At 57.6% G+C, this 26,184-nt stretch carries 24 protein-coding genes; 15 read left to right on the top strand and 9 right to left on the bottom strand.

The features are described 5' to 3' along the window. Positions 1 to 17: 17 nt before the first annotated feature. The 6 genes from msbA to Q9290_RS03220 all read left to right on the top strand — a co-directional run bounded on the left by msbA (position 18) and on the right by Q9290_RS03220 (position 5,529). Entirely contained in the window at positions 18 to 1,769 is a 1,752-nt protein-coding gene (msbA, locus tag Q9290_RS03245) for a lipid A ABC transporter ATP-binding protein/permease MsbA (RefSeq protein WP_306078205.1), read from the top strand. Continuing rightward, positions 1,769 to 2,731, top strand: a complete 963-nt coding sequence (gene lpxK, locus Q9290_RS03240; protein ID WP_306078204.1) for a tetraacyldisaccharide 4'-kinase — start codon at positions 1,769 to 1,771, stop codon at positions 2,729 to 2,731. The genes msbA and lpxK overlap by 1 nt, the downstream gene beginning before the upstream one ends. Beyond that, positions 2,721 to 2,909 carry a Trm112 family protein gene (locus Q9290_RS03235; RefSeq protein WP_106454444.1) on the top strand — a complete coding sequence of 63 codons (189 nt, stop codon included), beginning with the start codon at positions 2,721 to 2,723 and terminating at the stop codon, positions 2,907 to 2,909. Before lpxK ends, Q9290_RS03235 begins: the two co-directional genes overlap by 11 nt. After that, the gene (gene kdsB, locus Q9290_RS03230) at positions 2,906 to 3,655 is read left to right on the top strand and encodes a 3-deoxy-manno-octulosonate cytidylyltransferase (RefSeq protein ID WP_306078203.1); all 750 of its coding nucleotides are present in this window, start codon (positions 2,906 to 2,908) and stop codon (positions 3,653 to 3,655) included. Before Q9290_RS03235 ends, kdsB begins: the two co-directional genes overlap by 4 nt. Before the next feature lie 114 nt (positions 3,656 to 3,769). After that, entirely contained in the window at positions 3,770 to 4,789 is a 1,020-nt protein-coding gene (gene fbp / locus Q9290_RS03225; RefSeq protein WP_306078202.1) for a class 1 fructose-bisphosphatase, read from the top strand. 233 nt (positions 4,790 to 5,022) lie between these two features. Next, entirely contained in the window at positions 5,023 to 5,529 is a 507-nt protein-coding gene (locus Q9290_RS03220) for an Hsp20/alpha crystallin family protein (protein WP_306078201.1), read from the top strand. Positions 5,530 to 5,597: 68 nt separating this feature from the next. On the opposite strand, the gene Q9290_RS03215 is transcribed toward Q9290_RS03220, so the two are convergent. Next, complete coding sequence (locus Q9290_RS03215; protein WP_306078200.1) at positions 5,598 to 6,887, bottom strand: citrate synthase; 1,290 nt, start codon at positions 6,885 to 6,887, stop codon at positions 5,598 to 5,600. A gap of 409 nt (positions 6,888 to 7,296) precedes the next feature. Between Q9290_RS03215 and sdhC the strand changes: the two genes are divergently transcribed. The 8 genes from sdhC (at position 7,297) to sucD (ending at position 16,769) form a co-directional block, all read left to right on the top strand. Beyond that, on the top strand, positions 7,297 to 7,686 hold the full coding sequence (gene sdhC / locus Q9290_RS03210; RefSeq protein WP_371930895.1) for a succinate dehydrogenase cytochrome b556 subunit: 390 nt from the start codon (positions 7,297 to 7,299) through the stop codon (positions 7,684 to 7,686). Next, positions 7,680 to 8,024: a succinate dehydrogenase, hydrophobic membrane anchor protein gene (gene sdhD / locus Q9290_RS03205; protein WP_306078198.1), complete on the top strand. Its 345-nt coding sequence runs from the start codon at positions 7,680 to 7,682 to the stop codon at positions 8,022 to 8,024. The genes sdhC and sdhD overlap by 7 nt, the downstream gene beginning before the upstream one ends. 1 nt (position 8,025) lies before the next feature. After that, entirely contained in the window at positions 8,026 to 9,792 is a 1,767-nt protein-coding gene (gene sdhA / locus Q9290_RS03200; protein ID WP_306078197.1) for a succinate dehydrogenase flavoprotein subunit, read from the top strand. A 12-nt stretch (positions 9,793 to 9,804) separates the two neighbouring features. Beyond that, complete coding sequence (locus Q9290_RS03195) at positions 9,805 to 10,521, top strand: succinate dehydrogenase iron-sulfur subunit (RefSeq protein ID WP_306078196.1); 717 nt, start codon at positions 9,805 to 9,807, stop codon at positions 10,519 to 10,521. 94 nt (positions 10,522 to 10,615) lie between these two features. Beyond that, on the top strand, positions 10,616 to 13,429 hold the full coding sequence (sucA, locus tag Q9290_RS03190; RefSeq protein WP_306078195.1) for a 2-oxoglutarate dehydrogenase E1 component: 2,814 nt from the start codon (positions 10,616 to 10,618) through the stop codon (positions 13,427 to 13,429). 18 nt (positions 13,430 to 13,447) lie between these two features. Then, positions 13,448 to 14,656 carry a 2-oxoglutarate dehydrogenase complex dihydrolipoyllysine-residue succinyltransferase gene (odhB, locus tag Q9290_RS03185; RefSeq protein WP_306078194.1) on the top strand — a complete coding sequence of 403 codons (1,209 nt, stop codon included), beginning with the start codon at positions 13,448 to 13,450 and terminating at the stop codon, positions 14,654 to 14,656. A 69-nt stretch (positions 14,657 to 14,725) separates the two neighbouring features. After that, complete coding sequence (gene sucC, locus Q9290_RS03180; RefSeq protein WP_306078193.1) at positions 14,726 to 15,892, top strand: ADP-forming succinate--CoA ligase subunit beta; 1,167 nt, start codon at positions 14,726 to 14,728, stop codon at positions 15,890 to 15,892. Between the two features lie 4 nt (positions 15,893 to 15,896). After that, complete coding sequence (sucD, locus tag Q9290_RS03175; protein ID WP_306078192.1) at positions 15,897 to 16,769, top strand: succinate--CoA ligase subunit alpha; 873 nt, start codon at positions 15,897 to 15,899, stop codon at positions 16,767 to 16,769. Between the two features lie 185 nt (positions 16,770 to 16,954). On the opposite strand, the gene Q9290_RS03170 is transcribed toward sucD, so the two are convergent. Beyond that, complete coding sequence (locus Q9290_RS03170) at positions 16,955 to 17,455, bottom strand: aminoacyl-tRNA deacylase (protein ID WP_306078191.1); 501 nt, start codon at positions 17,453 to 17,455, stop codon at positions 16,955 to 16,957. Positions 17,456 to 17,656: 201 nt separating this feature from the next. On the opposite strand from Q9290_RS03170, the gene Q9290_RS03165 reads away from it, so the two are divergent. After that, a complete protein-coding gene (locus Q9290_RS03165; protein ID WP_306078190.1) occupies positions 17,657 to 19,324 on the top strand; it encodes a methyl-accepting chemotaxis protein in 1,668 nt (555 codons plus the stop codon). A 114-nt stretch (positions 19,325 to 19,438) separates the two neighbouring features. On the opposite strand, the gene Q9290_RS03160 is transcribed toward Q9290_RS03165, so the two are convergent. From Q9290_RS03160 to Q9290_RS03130, 7 genes are all read right to left on the bottom strand, one after another. Further along, the gene (locus Q9290_RS03160; protein ID WP_306078189.1) at positions 19,439 to 20,494 is read right to left on the bottom strand and encodes a transporter substrate-binding domain-containing protein; all 1,056 of its coding nucleotides are present in this window, start codon (positions 20,492 to 20,494) and stop codon (positions 19,439 to 19,441) included. A 98-nt stretch (positions 20,495 to 20,592) separates the two neighbouring features. Then, positions 20,593 to 21,963: a DUF6630 family protein gene (locus Q9290_RS03155; RefSeq protein WP_306078188.1), complete on the bottom strand. Its 1,371-nt coding sequence runs from the start codon at positions 21,961 to 21,963 to the stop codon at positions 20,593 to 20,595. Between the two features lie 380 nt (positions 21,964 to 22,343). Beyond that, positions 22,344 to 22,700 carry a DUF7079 family protein gene (locus tag Q9290_RS03150; protein ID WP_306078187.1) on the bottom strand — a complete coding sequence of 119 codons (357 nt, stop codon included), beginning with the start codon at positions 22,698 to 22,700 and terminating at the stop codon, positions 22,344 to 22,346. Continuing rightward, positions 22,687 to 23,754, bottom strand: a complete 1,068-nt coding sequence (locus Q9290_RS03145; RefSeq protein WP_306078186.1) for a hypothetical protein — start codon at positions 23,752 to 23,754, stop codon at positions 22,687 to 22,689. Before Q9290_RS03145 ends, Q9290_RS03150 begins: the two co-directional genes overlap by 14 nt. Continuing rightward, positions 23,720 to 24,355 (bottom strand): hypothetical protein, encoded by a 636-nt coding sequence (locus Q9290_RS03140; RefSeq protein WP_306078185.1) that lies wholly within the window; start codon positions 24,353 to 24,355, stop codon positions 23,720 to 23,722. The genes Q9290_RS03145 and Q9290_RS03140 overlap by 35 nt, the downstream gene beginning before the upstream one ends. Before the next feature lie 197 nt (positions 24,356 to 24,552). Beyond that, positions 24,553 to 24,894, bottom strand: coding sequence for a hypothetical protein (locus Q9290_RS03135; protein ID WP_306078184.1), 342 nt, complete (start codon positions 24,892 to 24,894; stop codon positions 24,553 to 24,555). 2 nt (positions 24,895 to 24,896) lie between these two features. Next, the gene (locus Q9290_RS03130) at positions 24,897 to 25,520 is read right to left on the bottom strand and encodes a hypothetical protein (protein ID WP_306078183.1); all 624 of its coding nucleotides are present in this window, start codon (positions 25,518 to 25,520) and stop codon (positions 24,897 to 24,899) included. Positions 25,521 to 26,184: the final 664 nt, after the last annotated feature.

Below are 26,184 nucleotides of genomic sequence, written 5' to 3'. Positions count from 1 at the left end.
TTTACGGCAGAGTCCTTATGTCCCAAGATGCACACTCCTCATCCTGGCCGGTGCTCAAGCGCCTGCTGGCTTATGTAAAGGAGCGCAAGCTCGGCCTGGTGGCCGCCATTATCGGCATGGCCGGCTATGCCGCCGTTGACACCACCTTTGTTTATTCCATCAAACCGCTGATCGACGAAGGCCTGACCGGCGATAATCCGGCGGTGCTGAAATGGATGCCGTTTTTCGTGATTGGCATCGTGTTCCTGCGCGGCGTATGTACCTTTCTCTCGGGTTATTGCATGGCCTGGGTCGGCAACCATGTGGTGATGGCGCTGCAACAGCAGGTGTTCGACAAGCTGATGGCCATGCCGGTGGCGTTTTTCGACAAGCACAACACCGGCAATCTGCTCTCCAAGGTGACCTACGACTCATCTCAGGTGTCGTCGGCGGCCAGCTCCACCCTGGTCACCCTGGTGCGTGAAGGCGCCACCGTCATTGGCCTGCTGGGGCTGATGTTCTACCACTCCTGGCAACTGTCGTTGATCTTCTTTGTGGTGGGTCCGGTGGTCGGCGTGATGATCGCGGTGATCAGCCGTCGTTTCCGCCGCATTAGCAAGGGTATTCAGGCGGCCATGGGCAATATCACCAGCAGCACCGAGCAGATGCTGAAAGGCCACAAGGAAGTGCTGATGTTCAACGGCCAGCAGGTGGAAGGCGATCGTTTCTTCAAGGTGAGCAACAAGGTGCGCCAGCAAAACATGAAAATGGTGGCCGCCAATGCCGTGGGCACCCCTCTGGTACAGGTGATCGCCTCCACCGCCCTGGCCATTCTGCTGTATGTGGCCAGCTTCGACGGTATGCAGGAGCAGCTGACCCCGGGCACCTTTACCGTGATCGTCACCTCCATGATGATGCTGATGCGTCCGCTGAAGAGCCTGACCCAGATCAATGGCCCCTACCAGCGCGGCATTGCCGCCTGTCAGAGCCTGTTTGAGCTGCTCGACAGCGACTCCGAGCCCGACAACGGCACCAAGCCGCTGGCACGGGCCGAGGGCCGCATCGAGTTTGACGGTGTGACCTTCCGTTATCCCACCAAGGAAGCGGCGGCCCTCAAGGACGTGAGCTTTACCCTGGCGCCGGGCAAAACCATCGCCCTGGTGGGCCGCTCCGGCTCGGGCAAGAGCACCATCGCCAGCCTGCTGACCCGTTTTTACGACATCAGTGAGGGCGAAATTCGTCTCGATGGCGTCAATATTCAGGACTATAAACTCAGCGATCTGCGTCGCCAGTTTGCTCTGGTGTCTCAGCATGTGCATCTGTTTAACGACACCATCGCCAACAACATCGCCTATGCCGCCGAGGGCCAGTACAGCCGCGCGCAAATCGAGGCGGCGGCCAAGGTGGCCTATGCCGACGAATTCATCAACAAACTGGAGCAGGGTTACGACACCGTCATCGGTGAAAACGGCGCCAGCCTGTCCGGTGGCCAGCGTCAGCGCATTGCCATTGCCCGTGCGCTGCTGCGCAATGCGCCGCTGTTGATTCTGGATGAAGCTACCTCGGCGCTGGATACCGAATCGGAACGCCACATTCAGGCCGCACTGGACGAGCTGCGCAAGGACAGAACCGCCCTGGTGATTGCTCACCGGCTGTCCACCATCGAGAACGCCGACGAGATCCTGGTGATCGATGAAGGCCGCATCGTGGAGCGGGGCAACCACGCCGAGCTGATGGCTCACAATGGCGCTTACGCCCAGCTTCGAACCATTCAGTTCGGCGAGCACTGATGCCGGCCTGGTACCAAGGCGCTGCCTGGCTCTGGCTGCTATGGCCGCTCAGCCTGCTGTTCGGGCTGGTGAGCGGCCTGCGCCGCCGGCTGTTTCGTCACGGACTGAAGCGCGTTTATCGCGCACCGGTGCCGGTGATCGTGGTGGGCAACCTCACCGTGGGCGGCAACGGCAAAACCCCCCTGGTGATCTGGCTGGTTGAATGGCTGCGATCTCAGGGCTACACCCCTGGCGTGATCAGCCGGGGCTATGGCGGCAAAAGTGCACAGTATCCGCTGACGCTGAGTGACAGCACCACCGCCGCCCAGGCCGGCGACGAACCGGTACTCATTTTTAAACGCACCGGCTGCCCGGTGGTGGTGGGGCCCAGGCGAGCCGAGGCCGCCGCCCGGCTCGCCAGTCTTGGCGCCGACATCATCATCAGCGATGACGGCCTGCAGCACTATGCCTTGGCCCGTGACATTGAGCTGGTGGTGGTGGATGGCAAACGCCGTTTTGGTAATGGCCACTTGCTGCCCATGGGGCCGCTGCGCGAAGGCACGTGGCGGCTTGAATCGGTGGATGCGGTGATCAACAACGGCGGGCCCTGTGAGCCCGGCGAGCATTTAATGACCCTGGCCCCCGGCACCCTGCGTCCGGTAAGCGGCGAGGGGAATGCGCCAGAACCAGGAACAAGCGTGCATGCCCTGGCCGGCATCGGCCATCCGCCGCGTTTTTTTACCACCCTGAGCGAGCAGGGCTTTATACTGGACCGGCAACTGGCGCTGGGTGATCACCAGGCAGTAACACCTGCACAACTGGCGGGTCTTGCCGACGCCCCCCTGCTGATCACCGAAAAGGACGCGGTCAAATGGCCGGGCGGCCATGAACATTGCTGGTATTTGCCGGTGGATGCGCGCCTGCCCACCGAATTTGAACATTTGTTGCTTAACCGACTGAAGGAGCTGAATCATGGCGATTGACGCCAAGCTGGTGGAAATCATTGCCTGCCCGGTGTGCAAGGGCAAGCTGCAACTGGACCGGGAGCACAACGAGCTGGTGTGTCGCTTTGACCGTCTGGCCTATCCCATTACCGAAAACATTCCGGTACTGCTGGAAAGCCGGGCCCGCAAGCTGGATCTGGACGAGCTGCCGGGATGAGCTTTATCGTCGTGATCCCCGCCCGCATGCAGTCTACCCGGCTGCCGGGCAAGCCGCTGGCCGATATTCACGGCAAGCCCATGATCCGGCACGTGGCCGAGCAGGCGCTGAAAAGCGGTGCGGCCCGGGTGGTGGTGGCCACCGATGACGAGCGGATCAAGGAGGCCCTGGCCGACTGCAACGTGGAGGTGTGCCTCACCGGCAGCCATCATGAGTCCGGCACCGAGCGGCTGGCGGAAGTGGTGGAGCAGCTGCAATTGGCGCCCGACGACATAGTGGTCAACGTGCAGGGCGACGAGCCCCTGTTGCCGCCAGCCCTGGTGGATCAGGTGGCCGGTCTGCTGGCGGCCAGCGATGCGCCCATGGCCACTCTGGGCACGCCGCTGCTGGAAGCCCACGAACTGTCCGATCCCAACGTGGTCAAGGTGGTGCACAGCCTGCACGGCAAGGCACTGTATTTCAGCCGGGCCCCCATTCCCTTTGATCGCGATGGCATCAACGAAAACAAGCCCTGCCTTGACCATTGTCTGCGCCATATTGGCATCTATGCTTACCGGGCGGGCTTTATTTGCCGTTACGTGGCCTTGCCCGCCGGCCCCCTGGAGCGGCTGGAGAAACTCGAGCAACTGCGGGTGCTGTGGCACGGCGAAGACATTGCCCTGGGCGTGGCCCGGCAAGCGCCGCCGGCAGGGGTGGATACCCCGGCGGATCTGGAGGCGGTACGCAGGCATCTGGCTCAAGGCTGAGCCGGTTATCTTGTTTCGCTGACTAAATTAACTGCAAAAAAAAAGTTAAACGGGTACATTGCCCGCTAAACGGGGTGGCGCTGCCGCCCGCAACGGAAATGTTTGAGGAAAAGTATGATTACCCTGGGTGAATACATCGTAAAGACACAGTCCGAACACCCCGGCGCCACCGGTGAGCTGACCTCGCTGCTGTCGTCCATTCGTCGCGCCGCCAAGATCGTCAACCGCGAGATCAACCGCGCCGGCCTGGTCACCGACATTATCGGCGGCAGCAATGGCAGCGAAAACGTGCAGGGGGAAGTGCAGCAGAAGCTGGATGTGTTCGCCAACGACAAGTTCAAGGCGGCCCTGGAAGCCCGTGGCGAAGTGTGCGGCATTGCCTCCGAAGAAGAAGACTACTTCGTGTGTTTCGACAGCGCCAAGCGCAGCGACGCCAAATACGTGGTGCTGATGGACCCCCTCGACGGCTCATCCAACATCGACGTGAACGTGTCCGTGGGTACCATTTTCTCCATCTACCGTCGTGTCAGCGAGCCGGGTACCCCTGTGGTGATGGAAGACTTTCTGCAGCCGGGCGTCAACCAGGTGGCCGCCGGCTACGTGGTGTACGGCTCCTCCACCATGCTGGTGTACACCACCGGTAACGGCGTACACGGCTTTACCTACGATCCGTCGCTGGGCTCCTTCTGCCTGTCTCACGAGAACATTCGCATTCCCGAAGAAGGCAAAATCTACTCCATCAACGAGGGTAACTACATCAAGTTCCCCGAGGGGGTGAAGAAGTACCTCAAGTACTGTCAGGAGCAGGACGAAACCACCAAGCGCCCCTACACTTCGCGCTATATCGGCTCCCTGGTGTCCGACTTCCATCGCAACATGCTCAAGGGCGGCATTTACATTTACCCGTCCGGCACCAGTGCGCCCAACGGCAAACTGCGTCTGCTGTATGAGTGCAACCCCCTGGCGTTCCTGGCCGAGCAGGCCGGCGGCAAGGCCAGTGACGGCTTTCAGCGTATCATGGAAATCAAACCGACCGAGCTGCATCAGCGCACGCCTTATTTCGTGGGCTCCACCGCCATGGTGGAAAAGGCCGAAAGCATGATGGCCGAATATTCCAGCCCCGTCGCCGAATAAGGCAAGGGGATGATAAAAAAGGCGCTTCGGCGCCTTTTTTATTGCTCGATATTGTTCCAGCCGTGCGTTGTTCTTCCGCAAGTGGCTGTGCAAGCCGCCCTGGACTCCCGCCTTCGTGGGAGTGACGTTAACCGTTACTTTAGCCAGCACGGTATTCGCATGCTGTCCCACCTTGAAAGATGATACGGTTGGTTAATAATTGAACAGAGTTTGTTAATGCAAGGAGCAGTATTATGGCAGGTAAGCAAAGCCGCGGATCCAGGTTGATGCCCTGGAACTGGTTTCGTCACGAGCAGGAAGAAGGCACTGAGCAGGACGCACATCCCATTTTGCGTCTGCAGCGGGAGATGGACCGGCTGTTTGAACACAGCCTGCAGGGTGGCAGCAAGGGCTGGCCGGACATGAGCCTGCTCAAGCCGAACCTGGACATCAGCGAGCGTGACGAGAGCTATGTGATCAGCGTGGAAATTCCCGGTGTCAGCAAGGACGACATTCAGCTCACCCAGCAGGGTGATCAGCTGGTGATCCAGGGCGAGAAAAAGCAGGAGCATGAGGAAAAAACCGACAAGCTGCATCGTATTGAGCGCAGCTATGGCCATTTTCAGCGGGTGCTGGCGCTTCCGGCCGATGCCGACAGCGGCGCCATCAAGGCCGACTTCAAGGATGGGGTGCTCACGGTCACGGTGCCACGAAAGGCAGGGGACGGTGATAACGGCCGCAGTATCGGTATTAACGGCTGAGTAGCTCTGGCACAGACGCAAAAAAAGGCCGGCAAATGCCGGCCTTTGCACAGGGGTAACAACAAGTATTACTTGTCGGCCACCTGGCTGTTGAAGTCGCGCTCCGCAGCACCGGTGTACAGCTGGCGCGGACGACCGATCTTCTGCTTGGGATCGGACATCATTTCGTTCCAGTGTGACATCCAGCCCACGGTACGGGCCAGAGCAAAGATCACGGTGAACATGCTGGTCGGAATGCCGATGGCCTTCAGAATGATACCTGAGTAGAAGTCGACGTTCGGGTACAGCTTGCGCTCCACAAAGTACTCGTCGGACAGCGCAATGCGCTCCAGCTCCATGGCCACGTCCAGCAGCGGATCCTGAATCTTCAGGTCGTCCAGCACTTCGTGACAGGTTTCGCGCATGACCTTGGCACGGGGGTCGAAGTTCTTGTAAACCCGGTGACCAAAGCCCATCAGGCGGAAGGGGTCGTCCTTGTCCTTGGCGCGCTCGATAAACTCGGGAATGCGATCCACGGAGCCGATCTCTTCCAGCATGCGCAGGCAGGCCTCGTTGGCGCCACCGTGAGCCGGTCCCCACAGGGAAGCAATACCGGCGGCGATACAGGCGAACGGGTTGGCGCCGCTGGAGCCGGACAGACGCACGGTAGAGGTAGAGGCGTTCTGCTCGTGATCCGCATGCAGGGTAAAGATGCGGTCCATGGCTTTTTCAACCACCGGATTCACCCGGTAGTCTTCGCAGGGCACGGCAAACATCATTTGCAGGAAGTTGCCGGCGTAGCTCAGCTCGTTACGCGGATAGACGAACGGCTGACCCACGGAATATTTATACGCCATGGCGGCAATGGTCGGCATTTTGGCGATCAGGCGCTGGGCGGCCAGTTCGCGGTGTACCGGATCATTGATGTCCATGGGATCGTGATAGAAGGCGGACAGGCCGGCGATAACACCACACACGATGGACATGGGGTGGGCGTCGCGGCGGTAGCCTTTAAAGAAGGAAGACAGCTGCTCGTGCACCATGGTGTGGCGCATGATGTCGTTGCGGAACTGCTCATACTGTTTGGCGGTGGGGGCTTCGCCGTACAGCAGCAGATAGCACACTTCCAGGTAGCTGGCGTCCTGGGCCAGTTGGTCGATGGGGTAGCCGCGATGCAGCAGAATACCCTTGTCACCGTCGATATAGGTAATGTCGGACCGGCAGGAAGCGGTCGCGAGGAAACCGGGGTCGTAGGTGAAGTAACCGTGTGAGCCGAGAGAACTGATATCGATCACATCGTAGCCAGCGGTGCCGGAGGCAATCGGAAGCTCAACGGGTTCCTTGCCGGGCAGATGCAGAGTGGCCTTTTGGTCAGCCATAGCACGTCTCCTTTGCTTTTATAATTAGGTCCATGAGTAAGGCATTTTCACACAGAATGACTGAATTTTTAATCACTTCTGCTTCTCATGGTGCCGGCATATTGAAAACAAAGCAGGGGGTAATGTCAATTTTCCTCTCCGCCCGCAACAGGCTGTTAACGCCGTAGTGCGATCGACTTTACAGAATTCGCAATTGATTCAGGTGCTTCGTTGTATTTGTTGATTCCCTCCTTATACTGGTTTTCCGAGGGTATAGGACGCAGTTGTGGCCATGCCGCAGTCGTACTGCTGGTGCTGTTTCAGCCCCCTGGGCAAGAGCAGTCGCAGCAGCTTGTTCTCGGTCATGATCATAGTCCGAATATCCGGGTAAAGTCTGTCAAAACAATAACTAACGTGCTCCATGGAGCTAGTGGGCAAGACCGTGACTAAAAAACAGAGACCTGTAAACCTCGACCTACGGACCATTCGCCAGCCCGTCGCCGCCATTTCATCCATTCTGCACCGGGTATCCGGCGTGATCACCCTGTTCGCGCTCGCCATCCTGTTGTGGCTGCTTAGTGAATCCCTCTCTTCCGAGCAGGGCTTCAACGCAGTGGTGGAGATCATGGACGGCTTCTTTGTCGGCTTCATCCTCTGGGGTGTGCTGACCGCTCTGGCCTATCACATTGTAGGCGGCATTCGCCACCTTATCATGGATCTGGGCTATTGCGAGGAGATTGAATCGGGCGCCCTGAGTGCCAAGGTGGCATTCGGTGTGACCATTGTTCTGTCATTGCTGGCGGGGGTACTGGTATGGTAAGCAATTCTGCAACTTTCGGCCGCAGCGGTGTGCACGACTTTATGCTGCTTCGTGCAACGGCTGTCATCATGACCCTGTACACCCTGTATCTGGTCGGCTTTATCGCCTTTAACGACATCACCTTTGAGGTGTGGACGGGCTTCTTCGACCGCACCTTTACCAAGGTGTTTACCCTGCTGGCCTTGTTCAGCGTGCTGATGCACGGCTGGATTGGTGCCTGGCAGGTGCTGTCCGACTACGTCAAGCCGGCGCTGTGGCGCGGCCTCGCCCAGTTTGGCGTAGTGGTAATGCTGCTGTCCTATCTGCTGACCGGTATCGTTGTATTGTGGGGTGTATAAGGTGACTATTGCTATTCGAGAATTCGACGCCGTGGTAATCGGCGCCGGCGGTGCCGGTATGCGCGCCGCCCTTCAGATTGCTGAATCGGGCAAAAGCTGTGCGCTGCTGTCCAAGGTATTTCCGACCCGTTCTCATACCGTGTCTGCCCAGGGCGGTATCACGGTCGCGCTGGGCAATGCCCACGACGATAACTGGGAATGGCACATGTACGACACCGTCAAGGGCTCCGACTACATCGGTGACCAGGACGCCATCGAATTTATGTGTCAGACCGGCCCCGAGGCCATCCTCGAGCTGGAAAAAATGGGCCTGCCGTTCTCCCGTTTTGACAATGGCAAGGTGTATCAGCGTCCCTTCGGTGGCCAGTCCAAGGCCTTCGGTGGCGAGCAGGCGGCCCGAACCGCGGCGGCGTCCGACCGTACCGGCCACGCCCTGCTGCACACCCTGTATCAGCAGAACGTCAAGCATCAGACCACAGTGTTTTCCGAGTGGTACGCGCTGGATCTGGTAAAAAACCAGGACGGTGACGTGGTTGGCTGTACCGCCATCGACATCGAAACCGGTGAAGTGGTTTACTTCAAGTCCAAGGCCACCATTCTGGCCACCGGCGGTGCCGGTCGTATCTTCCAGTCCACCACTAATGCCCACATCAACACCGGTGACGGTGTCGGCATGGCGCTGCGTGCCGGCGTGCCGGTACAGGACATGGAAATGTGGCAGTTCCACCCCACCGGCATCGCCGGTGCCGGTACCCTGGTGACCGAAGGGTGCCGGGGCGAGGGCGGTTACCTGCTGAACAAGGACGGCGAGCGCTTTATGGAGCGTTATGCTCCCAACGCCAAAGACCTGGCCGGTCGTGACGTGGTGGCCCGCTCCATGATGATCGAAATCCGCGAAGGCCGCGGCTGCGACGGCCCCTGGGGTCCGCACATCAAGCTGAAGCTGGATCATCTGGGCAAGGACGTGCTGGAAAGCCGTCTGCCCGGTATCTGTGAACTGTCCCGTACCTTTGCTCACGTGGATCCGGTGAAAGAGCCGATTCCCGTTATCCCCACCTGCCACTACATGATGGGCGGCATTCCCACCAACGTGAAAGGTCAGGCGCTGAAGCAGGATGCCAACGGCAACGATGTGCCGGTGAAAGGCCTGTTTGCGGTGGGCGAGATCGCCTGCGTATCGGTACACGGTGCCAACCGTCTGGGCGGCAACTCGCTGCTGGATCTGGTGGTGTTCGGTCGTGCCGTGGGTCGTCACCTGACCGAGGCTCTGAACGAGCTGGGCGACAGCCGTGCCGCGTCCGAGTCCGATCTGGAAGCGTCACTGGCCCGCTACAACCGCTGGGAAAGCACCCAAAGCGGTGAAGATCCGGTGCAAATCAAGAAAGACCTGCAGAACTGCATGCAGAACAACTTCTCCGTGTTCCGGGAAGGCGATGCCATGGCTGCCGGTCTGGCTGAACTGAAGGAAATTCGCGAGCGGCTGAAAAATGCCCGCCTGGATGACACCAGCCGTGACTTCAACACCCAGCGGATTGAATGTCTGGAACTGGACAACCTGATGGAAACCGCTTACGCCACCGCCGTGGCTGCGAACTACCGTACCGAGTCCCGTGGTGCTCACTCCCGCTTCGACTATCCGGAGCGTGATGACGAGAACTGGCTGTGCCACTCGCTGTACAGCCCCGAAACCGAGTCCATGACCCGACGTTCCGTGAATATGTCACCGGTTACCCGTGACGCATTCCCGCCCAAAGCACGTACTTACTAAGGGGAGGCGATAATGCAAGTTACCATTTCCGTCTATCGCTACAATCCGGAAACCGATGCCAAGCCCTACATGAAGGACTACCGGCTCGACGTGGCCGAAGGCTCCGACATGATGGTGCTCGACGCCCTGCTGCAACTGAAAGAGCAGGAGCCGAGCCTGGCGTTCCGTCGCTCCTGCCGTGAAGGCGTGTGCGGCTCCGACGGCCTCAACATGAACGGCAAGAACGGCCTGGCCTGTATCACGCCGCTGTCCGACCTGCTGGGCAAGGACAACACCGTGGTCATTCGTCCGCTGCCGGGCCTGCCGGTGGTGCGCGACCTGGTGGTCGACATGACCCAGTTCTACACCCAGTGGGAGAAGGTCAAGCCCTTCCTCATTGCCGAAGACAAGCAGCCGCCGGCGCGTGAGCGCCTGCAATCTCCGGAAGAGCGGTCCAAGCTGGATGGTCTGTACGAGTGCATTCTGTGCGCCTGCTGCTCCACTTCCTGCCCGTCCTTCTGGTGGAACCCGGATAAATTTATCGGTCCGGCCGGCCTGCTGGCCGCCTATCGCTGGCTGATCGACAGCCGCGATACCGCGACCGACGAGCGTTTGTCCAACCTGGATGACGCCTTCAGCGTGTTCCGCTGTCACGGCATCATGAACTGCGTGAACGTGTGTCCCAAGGGCCTGAACCCCACCAAGGCCATTGGCAACATCAAGTCCATGCTGCTGAAACGGGCAGTATAAACGTCCCGAATAAAACGTTGCCGCCCGCAAGGGCGGCATTGACTCGACGACCAGAACGACAGTAGCCCTGTCGAGAAGTGACAAAGGGATAAAGATGCACAATGGCGTAATGCAAGCCTGGCTGGATTCTTCTCACCTGGCCGGTGCCAATGCGACCTATGTAGAAGACCTGTACGAGGCCTACCTGGCCGATCCCGACTCTGTTCCCGAAGAATGGCGCGCCGTGTTTGACGGCCTGCCATCCGCCGAGGAGCCGGTGCAGGATCAGCCCCATTCTCAAGTGAGAGATTATTTCCGCCGCCTCGCCAAAGACACCTCCCGCTATGCCACCCCGGTCAGTGATCCCCACACTGACGCCAAGCAAGTCAAGGTTTTGCAGCTGATCAACGCCTACCGTTTCCGTGGCCATCAGAATGCCAACCTGGACCCGCTGGATCTGTGGAATCGCGAGCCGGTGGCCGAGCTGGACCCGGCCTTTCATAATCTGACCGGCGCCGATCTCGACGCCACCTTCAACGTGGGCTCCTACGCCATCGGCACCGAGACCATGAAGCTGAAGGATCTGGTGTCGGCGCTGAAGAAAACCTACTGTGGCTCCGTGGGTGCGGAATACATGCATATCACCAGCACCCGCGAAAAGCGCTGGATCCAGAGCCAGCTCGAGCCGGTAGTGGGGGCGCCCCAGTACACCGACGAAGACAAGGTGCGTTTCCTCGACAGCCTGACCGCCGCCGAAGGCCTGGAAAAATACCTGGGTGCCAAGTTCCCGGGGGCCAAGCGCTTCTCCCTGGAAGGGGGCGATGCCCTGATCCCCATGACCAAGGAGCTCATTCGCCGCTTTGGTGAAAAGGGCGGCCGTGAAGTGGTGATCGGCATGGCTCACCGGGGTCGTCTGAACATGCTGGTCAACGTGCTGGGCAAGCGTCCGCAAGATTTGTTTGACGCCTTTGCCGGCAAGTACGACACCCAGAGTTCCGGTGACGTGAAATACCACATGGGTTTCAGCTCCGATTTCGACACTCCCGGAGGCCCCGTTCACCTGGCGCTGGCGTTCAACCCGTCGCACCTGGAAATCGTCAACCCGGTGGTTATCGGCTCGGTCCGCGCCCGCATGGACCGTCTCGACAACCCCGATGGCCGCCAGGTACTGCCGGTGACCATTCACGGCGACTCGGCCTTTGCCGGTCAGGGTGTGGTGGCAGAAACCTTCAACATGTCCCTGACCCGGGGCTACGGGGTGGGCGGTACCATCCGCATCGTGATCAACAACCAGGTGGGCTTTACCACCTCTAATCCGCGCGATACCCGTTCTACCGAATACTGTACCGACATCGCCAAGATGGTACAGGCGCCGATCTTCCACGTGAACGCCGACGATCCGGAAGCCGTGGTGCAGGTGACTCAGCTGGCCCTGGACTTCCGTAACGAGTTTGGTCGCGATGTGGTTATCGACCTGGTGTGCTACCGTCGTCACGGTCACAACGAGGCCGATGAGCCGAGCGCCACCCAGCCGCTGATGTACCAGAAAATCAAGAAACACCCCACGCCGCGCAAGATTTACGCCGATCGCCTGATCGACAAGGGCACCGTGTCGGCGGAGCAGGTGACCACCCAGATCAACGAATACCGGGATGCCCTGGATCACGGCGAATGCGTGGTCAAGGAGTGGCGACCGATGCAGAAGCACTCGGTGGACTGGTCTCCTTACCTGGGTCACGAGTGGGACATGGTCTACGACTCCACCTACGACCTTAAGCAGCTCAAGGATCTGGGTGACCGCCTTACCCGCTATCCGGAAACCCACACCCTGCAGCGTCAGGTGGCCAAGATTTACGCCGACCGCAAGCTCATGGCTCAGGGCGAGAAGCTGGTGGACTGGGGCTTTGCCGAGACCCTGGCCTACGCCACCCTGTGTGACAACGGCTACGAAGTGCGCCTTACCGGCCAGGACTCCGGCCGCGGCACCTTCTTCCACCGCCATGCGGTGCTGCACAACCAGAACGATGCCAGTATCTACACGCCGCTGTGCTACCTGTCCGAGGATCAGGGCCAGTTCCAGGTGTACGACTCGGTGCTGAGTGAAGAAGCGGTCATGGCCTTTGAATACGGCTATGCCACCGCCGAGCCCGTGGGTCTGACCATCTGGGAAGCCCAGTTCGGTGACTTTGCCAACGGTGCCCAGGTGGTGATCGACCAGTTCCTGAGCTCCGGTGAGCAGAAGTGGGGCCGCATGTGCGGACTGACCCTGCTGCTGCCCCATGGCTACGAAGGCCAGGGCCCAGAGCACTCCAGTGCCCGTCTGGAGCGTTACCTGCAGCTGTGCGCCGAGCACAACATGCAGGTGTGTGTGCCCACCACCCCGGCTCAGGTGTTCCACATGCTGCGTCGCCAGGTGCTGCGCCCCATGCGCCGCCCGCTAGTGGTCATGACGCCCAAGTCGCTGCTGCGTCATCCGCTGGCTGTTTCCGAGCTGGAAACTTTGGCCCAGGGCACATTCCAGAACGCCATCGGCGAAATAGATGATCTGGATCCCAAAGGCGTCAAGCGTGTGATTCTTTGTTCCGGCAAGGTGTATTACGATTTGCTCGAAGCGCGTCGCAAGAACGAACAAACGGATGTGGCGATTATTCGAATTGAACAGCTGTACCCCTTCCCGCAGGAAGAAGTGGCCGCCATTTTTGCTGATTACCAGCACGTGACCGACTTCGTCTGGTGTCAGGAAGAGCCGCAAAACCAGGGCGCCTGGTATTGCAGCCAGCACCACTTCCGGGCCGCTATTCCGGAAGGCGCGAAACTGAGCTATGCCGGTCGCGAAGCCTCGGCTTCTCCGGCGGTGGGTTACACCTCGGTTCACTTACAACAACAAAAAGCGTTGGTGGAAGATGCACTGACGCCGATCAAAGCTTAATGCACTAAGGACATATTGATGAGCATCGAAATCAAGGTTCCCGACCTCCCCGAATCCGTTGCCGACGCCACCATCGCCACCTGGCACAAGCAGCCCGGCGACAGCGTAGAGCGCGACGAAGTGATCGTCGATATTGAAACCGACAAGGTGGTACTGGAAGTGCCGGCTCCCGAGGCCGGTGTTCTGGAAGCCATCATGGAAGACGCCGGCGCCACCGTACTGGGTCAGCAGGTGATCGGCAAGCTCAAGCAGGGCGCCAAGGCCGGTGAAGAGACCAAGGAAAAGCCCGCCACCAATGGCGAAGCCAAGGCCGATGCCGGTGAGAGCGAGGACCTGAGCCCGGCGGTACGCCGCCTGGTGGCCGAACACAACATCGATGTAAGCAAGCTTTCCGGCTCCGGCAAGGGCGGTCGCATCACCAAGGAAGACGTGGAAGCCTTTATCAAGGATGGCGGTCAGGCCAAGAGCGCAGACAAGCCGGCGCCGGTTGCGGCCAAGGCCGAACTGCCGCTGGTGTCACCGGGTGAACGCGATCAGAAGCGGGTGCCCATGACCCGTTTGCGCAAGCGGGTGGCCGAGCGCCTGCTCGAAGCCAAGAACACCACCGCCATGCTGACTACCTTCAACGAAGTCAACATGAAGCCGATCATGGAGCTGCGCAAGCAGTACCAGGACATCTTCGAGAAGCGTCACGGCATTCGTCTGGGCTTTATGTCCTTCTACGTGAAGGCGGTGGTGGAGTCGCTCAAGCGCTTCCCGGAAGTGAACGCCTCCATCGACGGTGACGAAATCGTTTACCACAACTACTTTGATGTCAGCATCGCCGTGTCCACCCCCCGTGGTCTGGTGACCCCGGTGCTGCGCGACTGCGATCGCCTGAGCCTGGCCGACATCGAGAAGGGCATTAAAGAGCTGGCCATCAAGGGCCGTGACGGCAAGCTGACCGTGGACGAGCTGTCCGGCGGTAACTTCACCATCACCAACGGCGGTGTGTTCGGCTCGCTGATGTCCACCCCCATCATCAACCCGCCGCAGAGCGCCATTCTGGGTATGCACAAGATCCAGGACCGTCCCATGGCGGTAGACGGCAAGGTGGAAATTTTGCCGATGATGTACCTGGCTCTGTCTTACGATCACCGTCTGATCGACGGCCGCGAGTCGGTCAGCTATCTGGTCTCCATCAAGGAGCTGCTGGAAGATCCGACCCGTCTGCTGCTGGACGTATAAGCCAACAATAACAAGAGGGCGGACCGGTTCCGCCCCATGCCCTGAACCCAACAACAACGGAAACACAACATGAATTTGCATGAATATCAGGCAAAACAGCTGTTCGCCGAATACGGCCTGCCCGTATCCGAAGGCTACGCATGTGATAACCCGCAGGAAGCGGTAGAAGCGGCCAGCAAGATTGGCGGCGACATGTGGGTGGTAAAATGTCAGGTCCACGCCGGTGGCCGTGGCAAGGCAGGCGGCGTAAAGCTGGCCAAGAGCAAGGAAGAAATCCGCGAGTTCGCGGAAAACTGGCTGGGCAAGAATCTGGTGACCTACCAGACCGATGCCAAGGGACAGCCGGTGGCCAAGATCCTGGTGGAGTCGTGCACCGACATCGCCAAGGAACTTTACCTGGGTGCGGTCGTGGACCGTGGTACCCGTCGCGTGGTGTTCATGGCATCAACCGAAGGTGGCGTTGAGATCGAAAAGGTGGCCGAAGAGACCCCCGAACTGATCCACAAGGCCGCCATCGATCCTCTGGTAGGCCCGCAGCCTTATCAGGGACGTGAACTGGCATTCAAACTGGGCCTGAAAGGCGACCAGATCAAGCAGTTCACCAAGATTTTCCTCGGTCTGGGACAGATGTTCCTGGACTACGATTTCGCCCTGCTCGAAATCAACCCCCTGGTGATCACCGACGCCGGCAACCTGCACTGCCTGGACGGCAAGATCAACATCGACTCCAACGCCCTGTACCGTCAGGCCAAACTGCGCGACATGCACGATCCGTCTCAGGACGATGCCCGTGAAGCCCACGCCGCTCAGTGGGAACTGAACTACGTGGCTCTGGACGGCAACATTGGCTGCATGGTGAACGGTGCCGGTCTGGCCATGGGCACCATGGACATCGTTAACCTGCACGGCGGCTCGCCTGCCAACTTCCTGGACGTGGGCGGTGGCGCCACCAAGGAGCGGGTGACCGAAGCGTTCAAGATTATTCTCTCCGACAGCAATGTAAAAGCGGTACTGGTGAACATCTTTGGTGGCATTGTGCGTTGCGACATGATTGCCGAAGGTATCATCGGTGCGGTGAAGGAAGTGGGCGTAAAAGTCCCGGTTGTGGTGCGTCTGGAAGGCAACAATGCCGAAGCCGGTACCGCCAAGCTGGATGAATCCGGCCTCAACATCATCGCCGCCACCAGCCTGACCGACGCCGCCGTTCAGGTCGTTAACGCCGCACAGGGGAAATAACAGCATGAGCATTCTGATCAACAAAGACACCAAGGTTATCTGCCAGGGTTTCACCGGCGGCCAGGGTACCTTCCACTCCGAGCAGGCCATTGAATATGGCACGCAAATGGTCGGTGGCGTGTCCCCGGGCAAGGGCGGCACCACCCATCTGGGCCTGCCGGTATTCAACACCGTACGCGAAGCCGTGGAAGCCACCGGCGCCACCGCCACCGTGATCTATGTGCCGGCGCCGTTCTGTAAAGACGCCATTCTGGAAGCCATTGATGCCGGTATTGAGCTGATCGTTACCATCACCGAGGGCATTCCTACCCTCGACATGCTGGACGTGAAAGTGAAGCTGGACGAAGCCGGCGTGCGCATGATTGGCCCCAACTGCCCGGGCGTAATCACTCCCGACGAGTGCAAGATCGGCATCATGCCCGGTCACATTCACAAGAAGGGCAAGGTGGGCATAGTGTCCCGCTCCGGCACCCTGACCTACGAAGCGGTCAAGCAGACCACCGACGAAGGTTTCGGCCAGTCCAGCTGTATCGGCATTGGCGGCGACCCCATTCCCGGCTCCAACTTCATTGATATTCTGAAGCTGTTCCAGGAAGATCCGGAAACCGAAGCCATCGTGATGATCGGTGAAATCGGCGGCACCGCCGAAGAAGAAGCCGCTGCCTTCATCAAGGAAAACGTCACCAAGCCGGTGGTTTCCTACATCGCCGGTGTGACTGCCCCTCCGGGCAAGCGTATGGGCCATGCCGGCGCCATCATCTCCGGTGGCAAGGGCACCGCAGACGAGAAGTTTGCCGCCCTGCAGGACGCCGGTGTAAAAACCGTGCGTTCCCTGGCCGACATCGGCTCCGCCCTGCGCGAAGTGACCGGCTGGTAAAAGAAAGCTTGAAGCGAGAAGCTTGAAGCTGGAAGTAGAAAGGAGCCGTAAGGCTCCTTTTTTAATGACTATAAAACAAACCCCATCCTGACCCTCCCCTTAAAAAGGGGAGGGAACCTTCTTTAGCTTCTTTCCCTTTAGCTCCTCCCCCTTTCCAAGGGGGAGGTTGGGAGGGGGTTTGCGAATTACATTCTCTCAACCCGGCTCCAGGGATCCGGTTTGCGGCTGAAGTGGCCGTGCTTCCAGCCACTGGCCAGCCGGCGGAAGTCTTCCCCGCTCAGGTGTACCAGATCACGGTGGTCGCCGCTTTCCAGATAGATGTCGGCCATGCCCAGCAGCTCGTCATCCACCAGGGTGTCTACCGAGTAGGCATCGCCGATGGCGGGAATGGCGCCGGGATCGCAATCGTCGAACCAGTTGCCCAGGTGGTGCTCGGGCGCCAGTTGCATTTCATCGTGCACCAGATAACTCAGCCGGCGCATGTCGATGCGATCGGCGGCGGGAATGATTGCCATCATGCTTCTGCCGTTGTCATCTTCCAGCATGATTGCCTTGGCCATCTGTGCCAGGGGCACATGGCTGGCAATGGCACTCTGGGCGGCCCCTTCGGCATAAGGGTGATGTACCATGTCGTAAGAAATATGGCGCTGGTCGAGAAATTGTTTCAGTCTGAGTGACATACCCATGATTACCTCCCGAAAGCAGGCATAAAGAACCCTGCTTTCTGTAACAGCACACTAAGTATAGTTCGCGCGAATCTGGTCGCAGCAAAATGGCGCCGAATGGGCTTGTTGATCCAGATCAAGGACGCCACCGAATGTCATTTTCATGCGGGGCAATTACTCTAGAATGGATTCTTTTCGGACTCATCCAGAGGCCTACAAGGAATGCGTAACCTTTCTCTCAACTGGAAAATCTTTTTGCCGCTGCTGGTGATTTTCGTGCTGGTGTTCGCGCTCTGTTACGGTGTGTCGACCCAGCTGCAGCGCAGCCTGGCCCTGCACCTGGCCGAGGAAAAAATCGAGACCACCGCCAACCTCTATATGGATCAGCTCAATGTGCTGATGGTCAACGGGGCCATTCACCAGCGTGGCCTGGTGCAGACCAAAATACAGGAAGAAAAAGGCATTGATCAGGCGCGGGTGATCCGTGGGCCGGCGGTGACCAAGCTTTTTGGTCCGGGGGCCCCGGATCAGGGCATTGAAGACGAGCTTGACCGGCGCGCCATTGAGCAGGGCGAAACCGTACTGGAACTGCATCTGGAAGACGATATTCCCAACCTGACCCTGGTCAAGCCGTTCAAGGCCTACAAGGAATACCGCGGCACGGCGTGTCTGCAATGCCATCAGGTGCCAGAAGGCACCGTGATGGGTGCGGTACGCATCAGTTACGACCTCAGCGACACCTTTGGCCAGATAAAAGGCAACAACCTGCGCCTGGCCGCCGTGCTGATCGGCGTATTTCTGGTGGCGTTTGCGGTGCTCTGGCTGGTGCAGAACCATTATCTCAAGCGCCCGATCCTTAACATCAGCCAGCGGTTGCAGCAGGTGGCAAAAGAGCGGGATCTGTCTACCCGGCTTACGCCCTTGGGCAAGGACGAGCTCGGCGGCCTGGTGAGCGCCATCAACGGCCTGCTTGGCAGTTTTCAGAACAGCCTGACCGAGGTGCGCCGGGTGACCGATCGCATTTATACCGCCGCAGACCAAATTCAGCACTCATCCGAGCAGACCGACAATTCGGCCAAGGCTCAGGACAACGAAACCGCACTCATTGCCACCGCCGTCAACGAGATGGAAGCTTCTGCCCGGGAAGTGCGGGAAAACGCCCGGCTCACCGCCGAAACCTCGGAGCAGAGCCATGCCTTTGCCCTGACCGCCAGTGATCAGGCCAGAGTGGCGGTGGAAGGCATTCAGACCCTGAGCGGCGAGATTAACCGCATCGATCGGGTCATTCGCGAGCTGGACGGGCGCTGTGACCAGGTCGACAAGGTACTCGACATGATCAAGGGCATTGCCGAGCAGACCAACCTGCTGGCCCTGAACGCTGCGATTGAAGCGGCGCGGGCAGGGGAGTCGGGCCGGGGCTTTGCCGTGGTGGCCGACGAAGTACGGACCCTGGCGCTGCGTACCCAGCAATCGGCGGAAGAGATCACCGGCATGATCCGCCTGCTGCAGAACGAAGCCAAGGATGCGGTGCACGCCATTGAAAAGGCCGAAGGCCAGGCCACCGACAGCGTGGCCCGTACTCAGGATGCCATGAGCTCGCTGCAGGCCATTATCGAGCAGGTGGCGCGCATTAATGAGTTGAACGCCCAGGTCTCGGCCTCAGCGGATGAGCAAAGCTCGGTGTGCTCGGAAGTCAGCCGCAACATTACCCGGGTGCGCGATTCATCCGGCGAGACCCTGTCTCAGGCCGACGCTGCCGCCACCGCCAGTCTGCAACTGGTGGAAGAATGCCGAATACTGGAGCAGATGATTGCTCATTACCGGCTGCAGCAGGAAACAGACAATGGCGACGAGCCCGGCCCGAATGGGCCACTGGTTCCGGTTCACTAATAAAAAAGGCTGCCTTGCGCAGCCTTTTTCATTGCCATTGTGCCGTCATACCGGGCCTGACCCGGTATCTTTCGTCAGGATGACAGCCTGAACAAATGTTTGAGTCGTCTGGTTTTATTCCTTGCCCAGATAGGCGGCGCGTACGTCCGCCCAGCCGTCTGCTTCCGTTACCCGCAATACCTCTTCCGACACCTCGGCCCGCAGCGGGCTGCGGTCGGGCAGGGCCAGCGCATAGAGCTGCTGGGCAAATACGCCGGGCAGTATGGTCAGCTGTTGCGGGCCCAGTTGCAGGTTGCGGTACTGCATCAGGGCGCGGTCATACACAATGGCATCGGTTTCGCCGTTCACCACCGATTCCATGGCGGCGGTCAGGTTGGGGTAGGTCTGGTAGCGAATGCGCTCTTCTTCCAGATAACGCTGGCTGGCGGTATCGGCAATGGTGGCCACCACGCTGCCGGGCAGATCATTGACGCCCTGAATGCCGGTGCGCAGGTTGTTCACGGTGAGGGACGAGGTAATGGCAGCGGTAAAGCTGGCCACCATAATAATGCCCGCAAACATCCATACCAGACCAATCAACCGACCGGCAAAGGTCACCGGTGCCTTGTCGCCGTAACCCACGGTAGTCATGGTGACGGCTGCCCACCAGAAGCTGGCGCCAATGCCTTCTGCCGCCGAGCCGCCAAACTGCTCGGTGTTGCGGCGCCGCTCCACCAGCCAGAGCAAAAAGCCCACCGCCAGCAGCAGGCCGCCCAGGGCCAGCACCACGCTCAGAAACTGCCAGCTCAGCATGGCCTTGAGACTGGACAGCAGGCTTTGCTCCGGCACCGGCGGCACCGCAATCGACAGCCCGGTCTGGTAGAAGGGGTGGCTGAAATCAAAGCGGGTTTCACGGTCGGCAGTCATGGTCAGGGCGCCCACGGCCACGTCCACATCACCGGCCTCTACCGCATCCAGCAGTTCACTAAATGGCATGGGTACCAGCTCATAGTTCTGCTCCATGCCGCTGGCAATGTCTTTCCACAAATCAATGCTGATGCCTTCCCAGCGGCCATCCTCGGTTTGCATGACAAAGGGCGGCACCTGGGTAATGCCCACTTTCAGTGTTTCCTGCTGGGCCTGTGCCAGGGGGCTGAGTAATAACAAACAAAGTAAAAGCCTGCTGAACATAATATTATCCCGTTGTATGAAAAGTACGTATGACCGCAGTTTCACAAACAGTCATACACCAATTGGCCGAACATCTTCTTCTGGATGAGGAGCCTGTATCAACCCGGCTGTACAGCATGACCGCCCGCAAAGGTATTCACCTTCAGCCCGGCCTGCTCCAGCACGGCGATGTGTTTTTTGGCCGTTCGGGTTTTCAGTGGCAGCGCATAGTAGGCATCTTCGCCGGTAAACGGCGAGATCAGACAGTAATCGTGGGGTGCCAGCCACTGGTGGAAGGTGTTCAGAACCTCCCATACACGTTCAGGGCGCGTCAGGCTGAGTGGGTCCGGTTCGAAGGCTTCTTTAATACCCAGAGTGCGGGCCAGATCCGCGCAGAAGCTCAGGGCGCTTTCATCATCTTTCCAGTCCACCTGCAGCAGGGCCAAACGGCGGTAGTTTTCGCGCAGCTCCATGTCCCACTGAGCTTCGACCACGATCCCGGGCAGATCGACAGCTTCAAGGCACGCCTCTTCCCCCTCTTCGTTCAGCCAGTCCACCAGAGCATTCCACAGGCAGGCCTGCAGACTTTTAGGCAAGGCGGTCACCAGTGAATCAAACATTGGCTGGAATGACGCGAGCCGCTCAGGGGCGGGTTTGCGTCGCGGAGAACGCTTGGGCGGCTCCGGAAGTTCAGGCTCAGGTAATGGCGGCAGAATCACCGGCTCACCGCGGTATTGGGCGCAGGCGCGCATCAGATCGGTAGGGTAAAACTCATGGTCAATAAAGGTGCTGTCATCGATATTCAGCGCCGCCACCACAGCTGCAGCGGGGTAACACCAGAAGCCTTCCCACTCTTTTTGCAGACGCTCTGGCACTGGATAGAGATGCCCAGGAAGTTTATTTTTCAGCAGCAGTTTTTCCCACTCATCCAGATAGCGGGCGATCATACCCGGGCGCTCTTCAGCAGGTGCATCAAAGACTGCGTAGAGATTTTTATATACGGCCTTATGTGACAGACCATCTGCAAGCGGACGCTCAGGCTCATAAACACTCAGCAGGCGATCGATAAAAAGGTCATAACCGGCAGACATAGCACGGGTATTGCGGCCGATTTCATTTCGGCTTTCACCCAGGGCATGGCCCAGAGCGAGCAAGAAGCCAACATTAATCGGATTAATAATATCCATTTTGGCATTTTCCATACCACAGACATGGATAGCCTCTTCAAGCAGGCGCAGGCACTCTCGGGTTTGCAGATAGTAAGGCTGAATAGAGTCAAGGCTATCACCACGCACATACTGCTTTTGGAGCATATTCATTAAACGCGAATACGCCATACGGTAGCAGAGAACACGCTGTTTTTGATCGCCATTACATTGGCTAATGCGGTTTGTGATGTATGTTTCGGTACAATATTCCTCAGCTCTTTTCAGGCCATTATCAATAGCCTCATCAAGGTCAATATCCTGAAAGAACTTATTATTCCTCACTTAAAACTCCTAATTTTAAAATCTGTATTCATTCGCAGTGTAAAGTGGTTTCATATTTTCATCTGGCCTGACATTAACTTCTTAATACTTGTTGCAATAGATACCTTACTTTCCAATCTAGATCGTTTTATATCATCAGGTACTAAAGGTTTCCACCAGAGCATTCCACAGGCAGACCTGCAGACTGGCAGTTACCAGTGAATCAAACACTCGCCGGAATGGTGCAAGCAGCTCAGGAGCGGGTTTGCGTCGCGGGGAACGTTTGGGCGGCTCCGGCAGTTCAGGCTCGGGTAATGGTGCCAGAATCACCGGCTCACCGCAGTATTGGCCGCAGGCGCTCGCTGGATACATACCGAGATCCAGTCGCCACACCCTAACTTTTACGCAGATACTTTTCTTATGCATTTGGCTAACTCCTCCCACTCTTGGGCGAACTTGTGACGAAGGTAGATTTGCCGCCCGCGTGAGATCCACCGGCCGATAAATCCAGCAGCGGCAAGTTTTCTGCGGTATTCAACAATCTCAGACCATAACTGCTCAGGTTCAAAACCGGACCAGACCGAAGGGATTGGAGCCAGTGCGTTGGTATAACATACCGGGGCGACCCATTCGAACAGCACAGTTTCGACATGCTCAACAGGAAAGTATTTGGCAATTGTTGCAATGGCATCGTAATCGATCTGATTATCGATAAATAAGTCAGAGAGGGCTGCACACAGCGCTTTATCGTTCATCATGGTGATTTGGAAACGTGACCCTGTATTCTTCCATGCTGATTCTGCCAAGCAGGGGTGTGAGCTGGCACTTCAGCTTGTTCCATTCAAAAGCTCGTTGGGCTTTGGCCCGCTCTGCGCCTTCATTATCACCCCAGGCTTTAAGATCCAGATCGCGCCAGAAGCGGGGATGGCGGCCGGTGCTGCGGTCGTGCTCGGCGGTGAGTGGATCCAGATGCCGGAAAGGCTCAAGCCTGGGCATATCGGGCAGGGGCTGAGTCACGTCCATAAAGCGTTGCAGCATGTCCCACAGCGCAAAGACCTCGTGCTGCGTGGCACTCAGGCCGGTGAGGTTAATTTTGGTGAAGGTCTTACCGGTGTAACGGTGCACCAGCCGGTAATACACGCCACCGCTTTGCACCACACTCTCAATGTAGGGATCGAACTCGATAAAGGGCGCTTCAAATTTCTCTTTGGCGGATATCGCCAGCCGCACCATGCCATCGGTACGATTAAACTCACTGCACTTTTTCTCCAGTGCCCGATCCAGACCGGCCTCCACCTGTTTATGAAATGGTTTGGAAAGTATCTCGAAGAACTTGAAAAAACCATTGAATATTAATGGAAAAGAAAATATCACCGATTCCATAAATATAAAAAAGAAGAGTATTAATAATAAGAAAAATACCGCTATAGGAAGCCTGTAAGTCTCAAATAAATTTATTGTGGTAAAAAGTATAGTGCCATTGAAAAGGAACCATATAATCCCTGGTATTATAAACAAAAATAGCTTAATCATGCCGCCATCATTTAAAAACCGAATGCGCTGATGATCCCACCACCAGTCTTTTTTGTAGAACTCTTTGTCCTGGGCTTCGGCATATTGCACTGTGTCGGCATCTTCCTGCTGCATGGTATTGGGATCCAGACCGGCGTAACTCCCAAAGCCCATCAGCGTCTGCATGGCACGATGGCGGCTTTTGGGAGCGGCGGGCAGCGGGGGGATGGCGTTACCCCGGTAAGGTGTTTTGTTCATGAGTGATTTATTCAACGGCAGTTTGCGGGTGAGCGTGTTCAAACGCTTGTGGTTGTGGGGTGGCGTTTATGCCGCGGGCCTGCTGGGCGCGGTAGTAGTCGGCCACACTTAAGCTTGAGTCGGTATGGGCGGCAATCAGGCCGGGGCCGCGGGGCCAGCTGGCGTTGCGCAGTTGTTCCCGCAATCGGGGCAAGACTTCCTGTTTAAAGCGGCGTTCGCTCATGTCGCGCCAGTAGCGAGGCGGGCGGTTTTGTGCCTGGTCATAAGCCGCCGTCACCGGATCCTGCTGGCGGCAGGCCTCCAGCACCGGCAAGTCCGGCAGCGGCTGGCTGACGTCCATATAGCGTTGCAGGGTATCCCAGAAGGCGCGCAGGTTCTTCTGATCCAGCCCCAGGCTGTGTATTCTGTTGGCCAGACACACCTTTTTATCTGTGTAACGGTGATAGAGCCAGAGCACATAATCGCGCTGACCATGGGGCATGACCTGCACCTGCATCACAGGATCGAACTCGTAAAAGGGGGCCACAAAAGGTTTGAGCCAGCGCTTGCCGGCCAGGTGCACCATGCCGGTGAGGCGGTTAAACTGGCTGCCGTCGTGTTTAAAAAAGCGGGCATGCAGTGTCAGTAACAGGTTACAACCCACCACCGCCAGAAAGTATAAAATACAACCGGTGATGAAAAATGAGTGGCCGAGCCAGAAACCCCATAGAGTTTGCTTATGCCAAGCTAATAGGCCCGCGTTGATAAGCACAATTAGGGTTAAGAAGGTTATGTAATACTTTGCCTTGGCGGTCATAAATAGTCCCAGTGAAAGCAAGGCGGATGAGACTACTAATATATCTAAAAAAAAACTTCCTGTTGTAGTGCTATCAAATGCTGAAAAAACAAAAAACGGGATAAAACCAGACGACAATAACTGAAAAATAAATAAAAATGAGCCCACTTATTATCGTACTGAAAGTTCCACCTTTCCGCATTCATGCTTCTGGAACTATCCTGATCATCTTTGGCTAGTTCCTGTTCTATTTTAAAATCCAGCTCCAGCTCGGTTGCCGAGTCCAGATTTGTACAGTCTCCCCAGAACAGAGGAATATTCAGTGCGCTGTAAAGGCGGTTTTGGTGCTCTGTTGATGCCGGCGGCAAGTCCGGCAGACTTGTGCTGTTAAAGGCAGAGGGAGTCATGTTTACTCAACGGCAGCTTGCGAATGTGTGTGTTCAAACGCTTGTGGTTGTGGGGTGGCGTGTATGCCGCGGGCCTGCTGGGCGCGGTAGTAGTCGGCCACGCTTAAGGCAGGATCGGTATGCGCGGCAATCAGGCCGGGGCCGCTGGGCCAGCTGGCGTTGCGCAGTTGTTCCCGCAGTCGGGGCAATACCTCCTGCTTAAAGTGTCGTTCGCTCATGTCGCGCCAGTAACGGGGCGGGCGGTTTTGTGCCTGATCATAAGCGGCGGTGACCGGATCCTGCTGGCGGCAGGGCTCCAGCACCGGCAAGTCCGGCAGCGGCTGGCTGACGTCCATATAGCGTTGCAGGGTATCCCAGAAGGCGCGTAGGTTGTTCTGATCCAGCCCCAGGCTGTGTATTCTGTTGGCCAGGCACACCTTCTTGTCGGTGTAGCGATGATAAAGCCAGAGCACATAATCGCGCTGACCATGGGGCATGACCTGCACCTGCATCACCGGATCGAACTCGTAAAAGGGGGCCACAAAAGGTTTGCGCCAGCGCTTGCCGACCAGGTGCACCATGCCGGTGCGGCGGTTAAACTGGCTGCCGTCGTGTTTAAAAAAGCGGGCATGCAGTGCCAGCAGCAAGTCGCAACCGATAATTGTTAGAAAGAATAGAACACAGCCAATAATGAAAGACGGAGAGTTATTCCAAAAATTAAACAATGACCCTTGCTGCCATAATAAAATTGAACATGTGAAGAAAAATATTGCAGAAAGAAAGTAAAGATTATACTTCTGTTTGGTGTTAAAGCATAACGTCAATGCTGTTAGCCCAGAAATAACACCTATGGTTGAGGATATTAAAAGGCTTGTTGTAGAAATGATTGATGTAATGTCCACAGCTACTACAAAACAAACTGGAGCAAAAAAGGCTGCCATTACCTTTATTATCACTAACAGATTAAGCCAGCGGCTGTCATATTGGAATTTCCAGTTTTCAATGCTTAAGTTGGTGGTGGGTGGCTGCTCATTTTTTACCAGAGATTCCTCTATCTCTACACCCAGTTCCAGTTCGGTTGCTGAATCTAAATGTATATAGTCTCCCCAGAACAAGGGGATATTCAGAGCGCTGTTTAGCCGGCTTTGATGTTCCTTTGATGCCGGCGGCAAGGCCGGCAGTTTCGCGCGGCGTTGTTTCCTAAATCAGGGAACTATCTGTCTCAGCCGTGATCCGATCTCCTAACGAACGGACTCAGGAGCAGGCAGATGGGCAAAGCTCGGCACAACATCAGCAACTGGCGGCAGTACA

The sequence above is a fragment of the Oceanimonas aquatica genome (genome assembly GCF_030732065.1).
GTDB lineage: Bacteria > Pseudomonadota > Gammaproteobacteria > Enterobacterales > Aeromonadaceae > Oceanimonas.
This window is presented reverse-complemented; position numbering and strand designations above follow the sequence as displayed.

What these genes read in the sequence shown, in the direction of transcription:
- fbp (WP_306078202.1), top strand. Translation starts at nt 3,770, where the DNA reads ATGATTACCCTGGGTGAATACATCGTAAAGACACAGTCCGAACACCCC.
- kdsB (WP_306078203.1), top strand. Translation starts at nt 2,906, where the DNA reads ATGAGCTTTATCGTCGTGATCCCCGCCCGCATGCAGTCTACCCGGCTG.
- sucA (WP_306078195.1), top strand. Translation starts at nt 10,616, where the DNA reads ATGCACAATGGCGTAATGCAAGCCTGGCTGGATTCTTCTCACCTGGCC.
- lpxK (WP_306078204.1), top strand. Translation starts at nt 1,769, where the DNA reads ATGCCGGCCTGGTACCAAGGCGCTGCCTGGCTCTGGCTGCTATGGCCG.
- msbA (WP_306078205.1), top strand. Translation starts at nt 18, where the DNA reads ATGTCCCAAGATGCACACTCCTCATCCTGGCCGGTGCTCAAGCGCCTG.
- Q9290_RS03165 (WP_306078190.1), top strand. Translation starts at nt 17,657, where the DNA reads ATGCGTAACCTTTCTCTCAACTGGAAAATCTTTTTGCCGCTGCTGGTG.
- sdhD (WP_306078198.1), top strand. Translation starts at nt 7,680, where the DNA reads ATGGTAAGCAATTCTGCAACTTTCGGCCGCAGCGGTGTGCACGACTTT.
- Q9290_RS03235 (WP_106454444.1), top strand. Translation starts at nt 2,721, where the DNA reads ATGGCGATTGACGCCAAGCTGGTGGAAATCATTGCCTGCCCGGTGTGC.
- sucD (WP_306078192.1), top strand. Translation starts at nt 15,897, where the DNA reads ATGAGCATTCTGATCAACAAAGACACCAAGGTTATCTGCCAGGGTTTC.
- Q9290_RS03135 (WP_306078184.1), bottom strand. Translation starts at nt 24,894, where the DNA reads ATGACTCCCTCTGCCTTTAACAGCACAAGTCTGCCGGACTTGCCGCCG.
- sucC (WP_306078193.1), top strand. Translation starts at nt 14,726, where the DNA reads ATGAATTTGCATGAATATCAGGCAAAACAGCTGTTCGCCGAATACGGC.
- Q9290_RS03160 (WP_306078189.1), bottom strand. Translation starts at nt 20,494, where the DNA reads ATGTTCAGCAGGCTTTTACTTTGTTTGTTATTACTCAGCCCCCTGGCA.
- Q9290_RS03195 (WP_306078196.1), top strand. Translation starts at nt 9,805, where the DNA reads ATGCAAGTTACCATTTCCGTCTATCGCTACAATCCGGAAACCGATGCC.
- Q9290_RS03170 (WP_306078191.1), bottom strand. Translation starts at nt 17,455, where the DNA reads ATGGGTATGTCACTCAGACTGAAACAATTTCTCGACCAGCGCCATATT.
- odhB (WP_306078194.1), top strand. Translation starts at nt 13,448, where the DNA reads ATGAGCATCGAAATCAAGGTTCCCGACCTCCCCGAATCCGTTGCCGAC.
- Q9290_RS03215 (WP_306078200.1), bottom strand. Translation starts at nt 6,887, where the DNA reads ATGGCTGACCAAAAGGCCACTCTGCATCTGCCCGGCAAGGAACCCGTT.
- Q9290_RS03150 (WP_306078187.1), bottom strand. Translation starts at nt 22,700, where the DNA reads ATGATGAACGATAAAGCGCTGTGTGCAGCCCTCTCTGACTTATTTATC.
- Q9290_RS03220 (WP_306078201.1), top strand. Translation starts at nt 5,023, where the DNA reads ATGGCAGGTAAGCAAAGCCGCGGATCCAGGTTGATGCCCTGGAACTGG.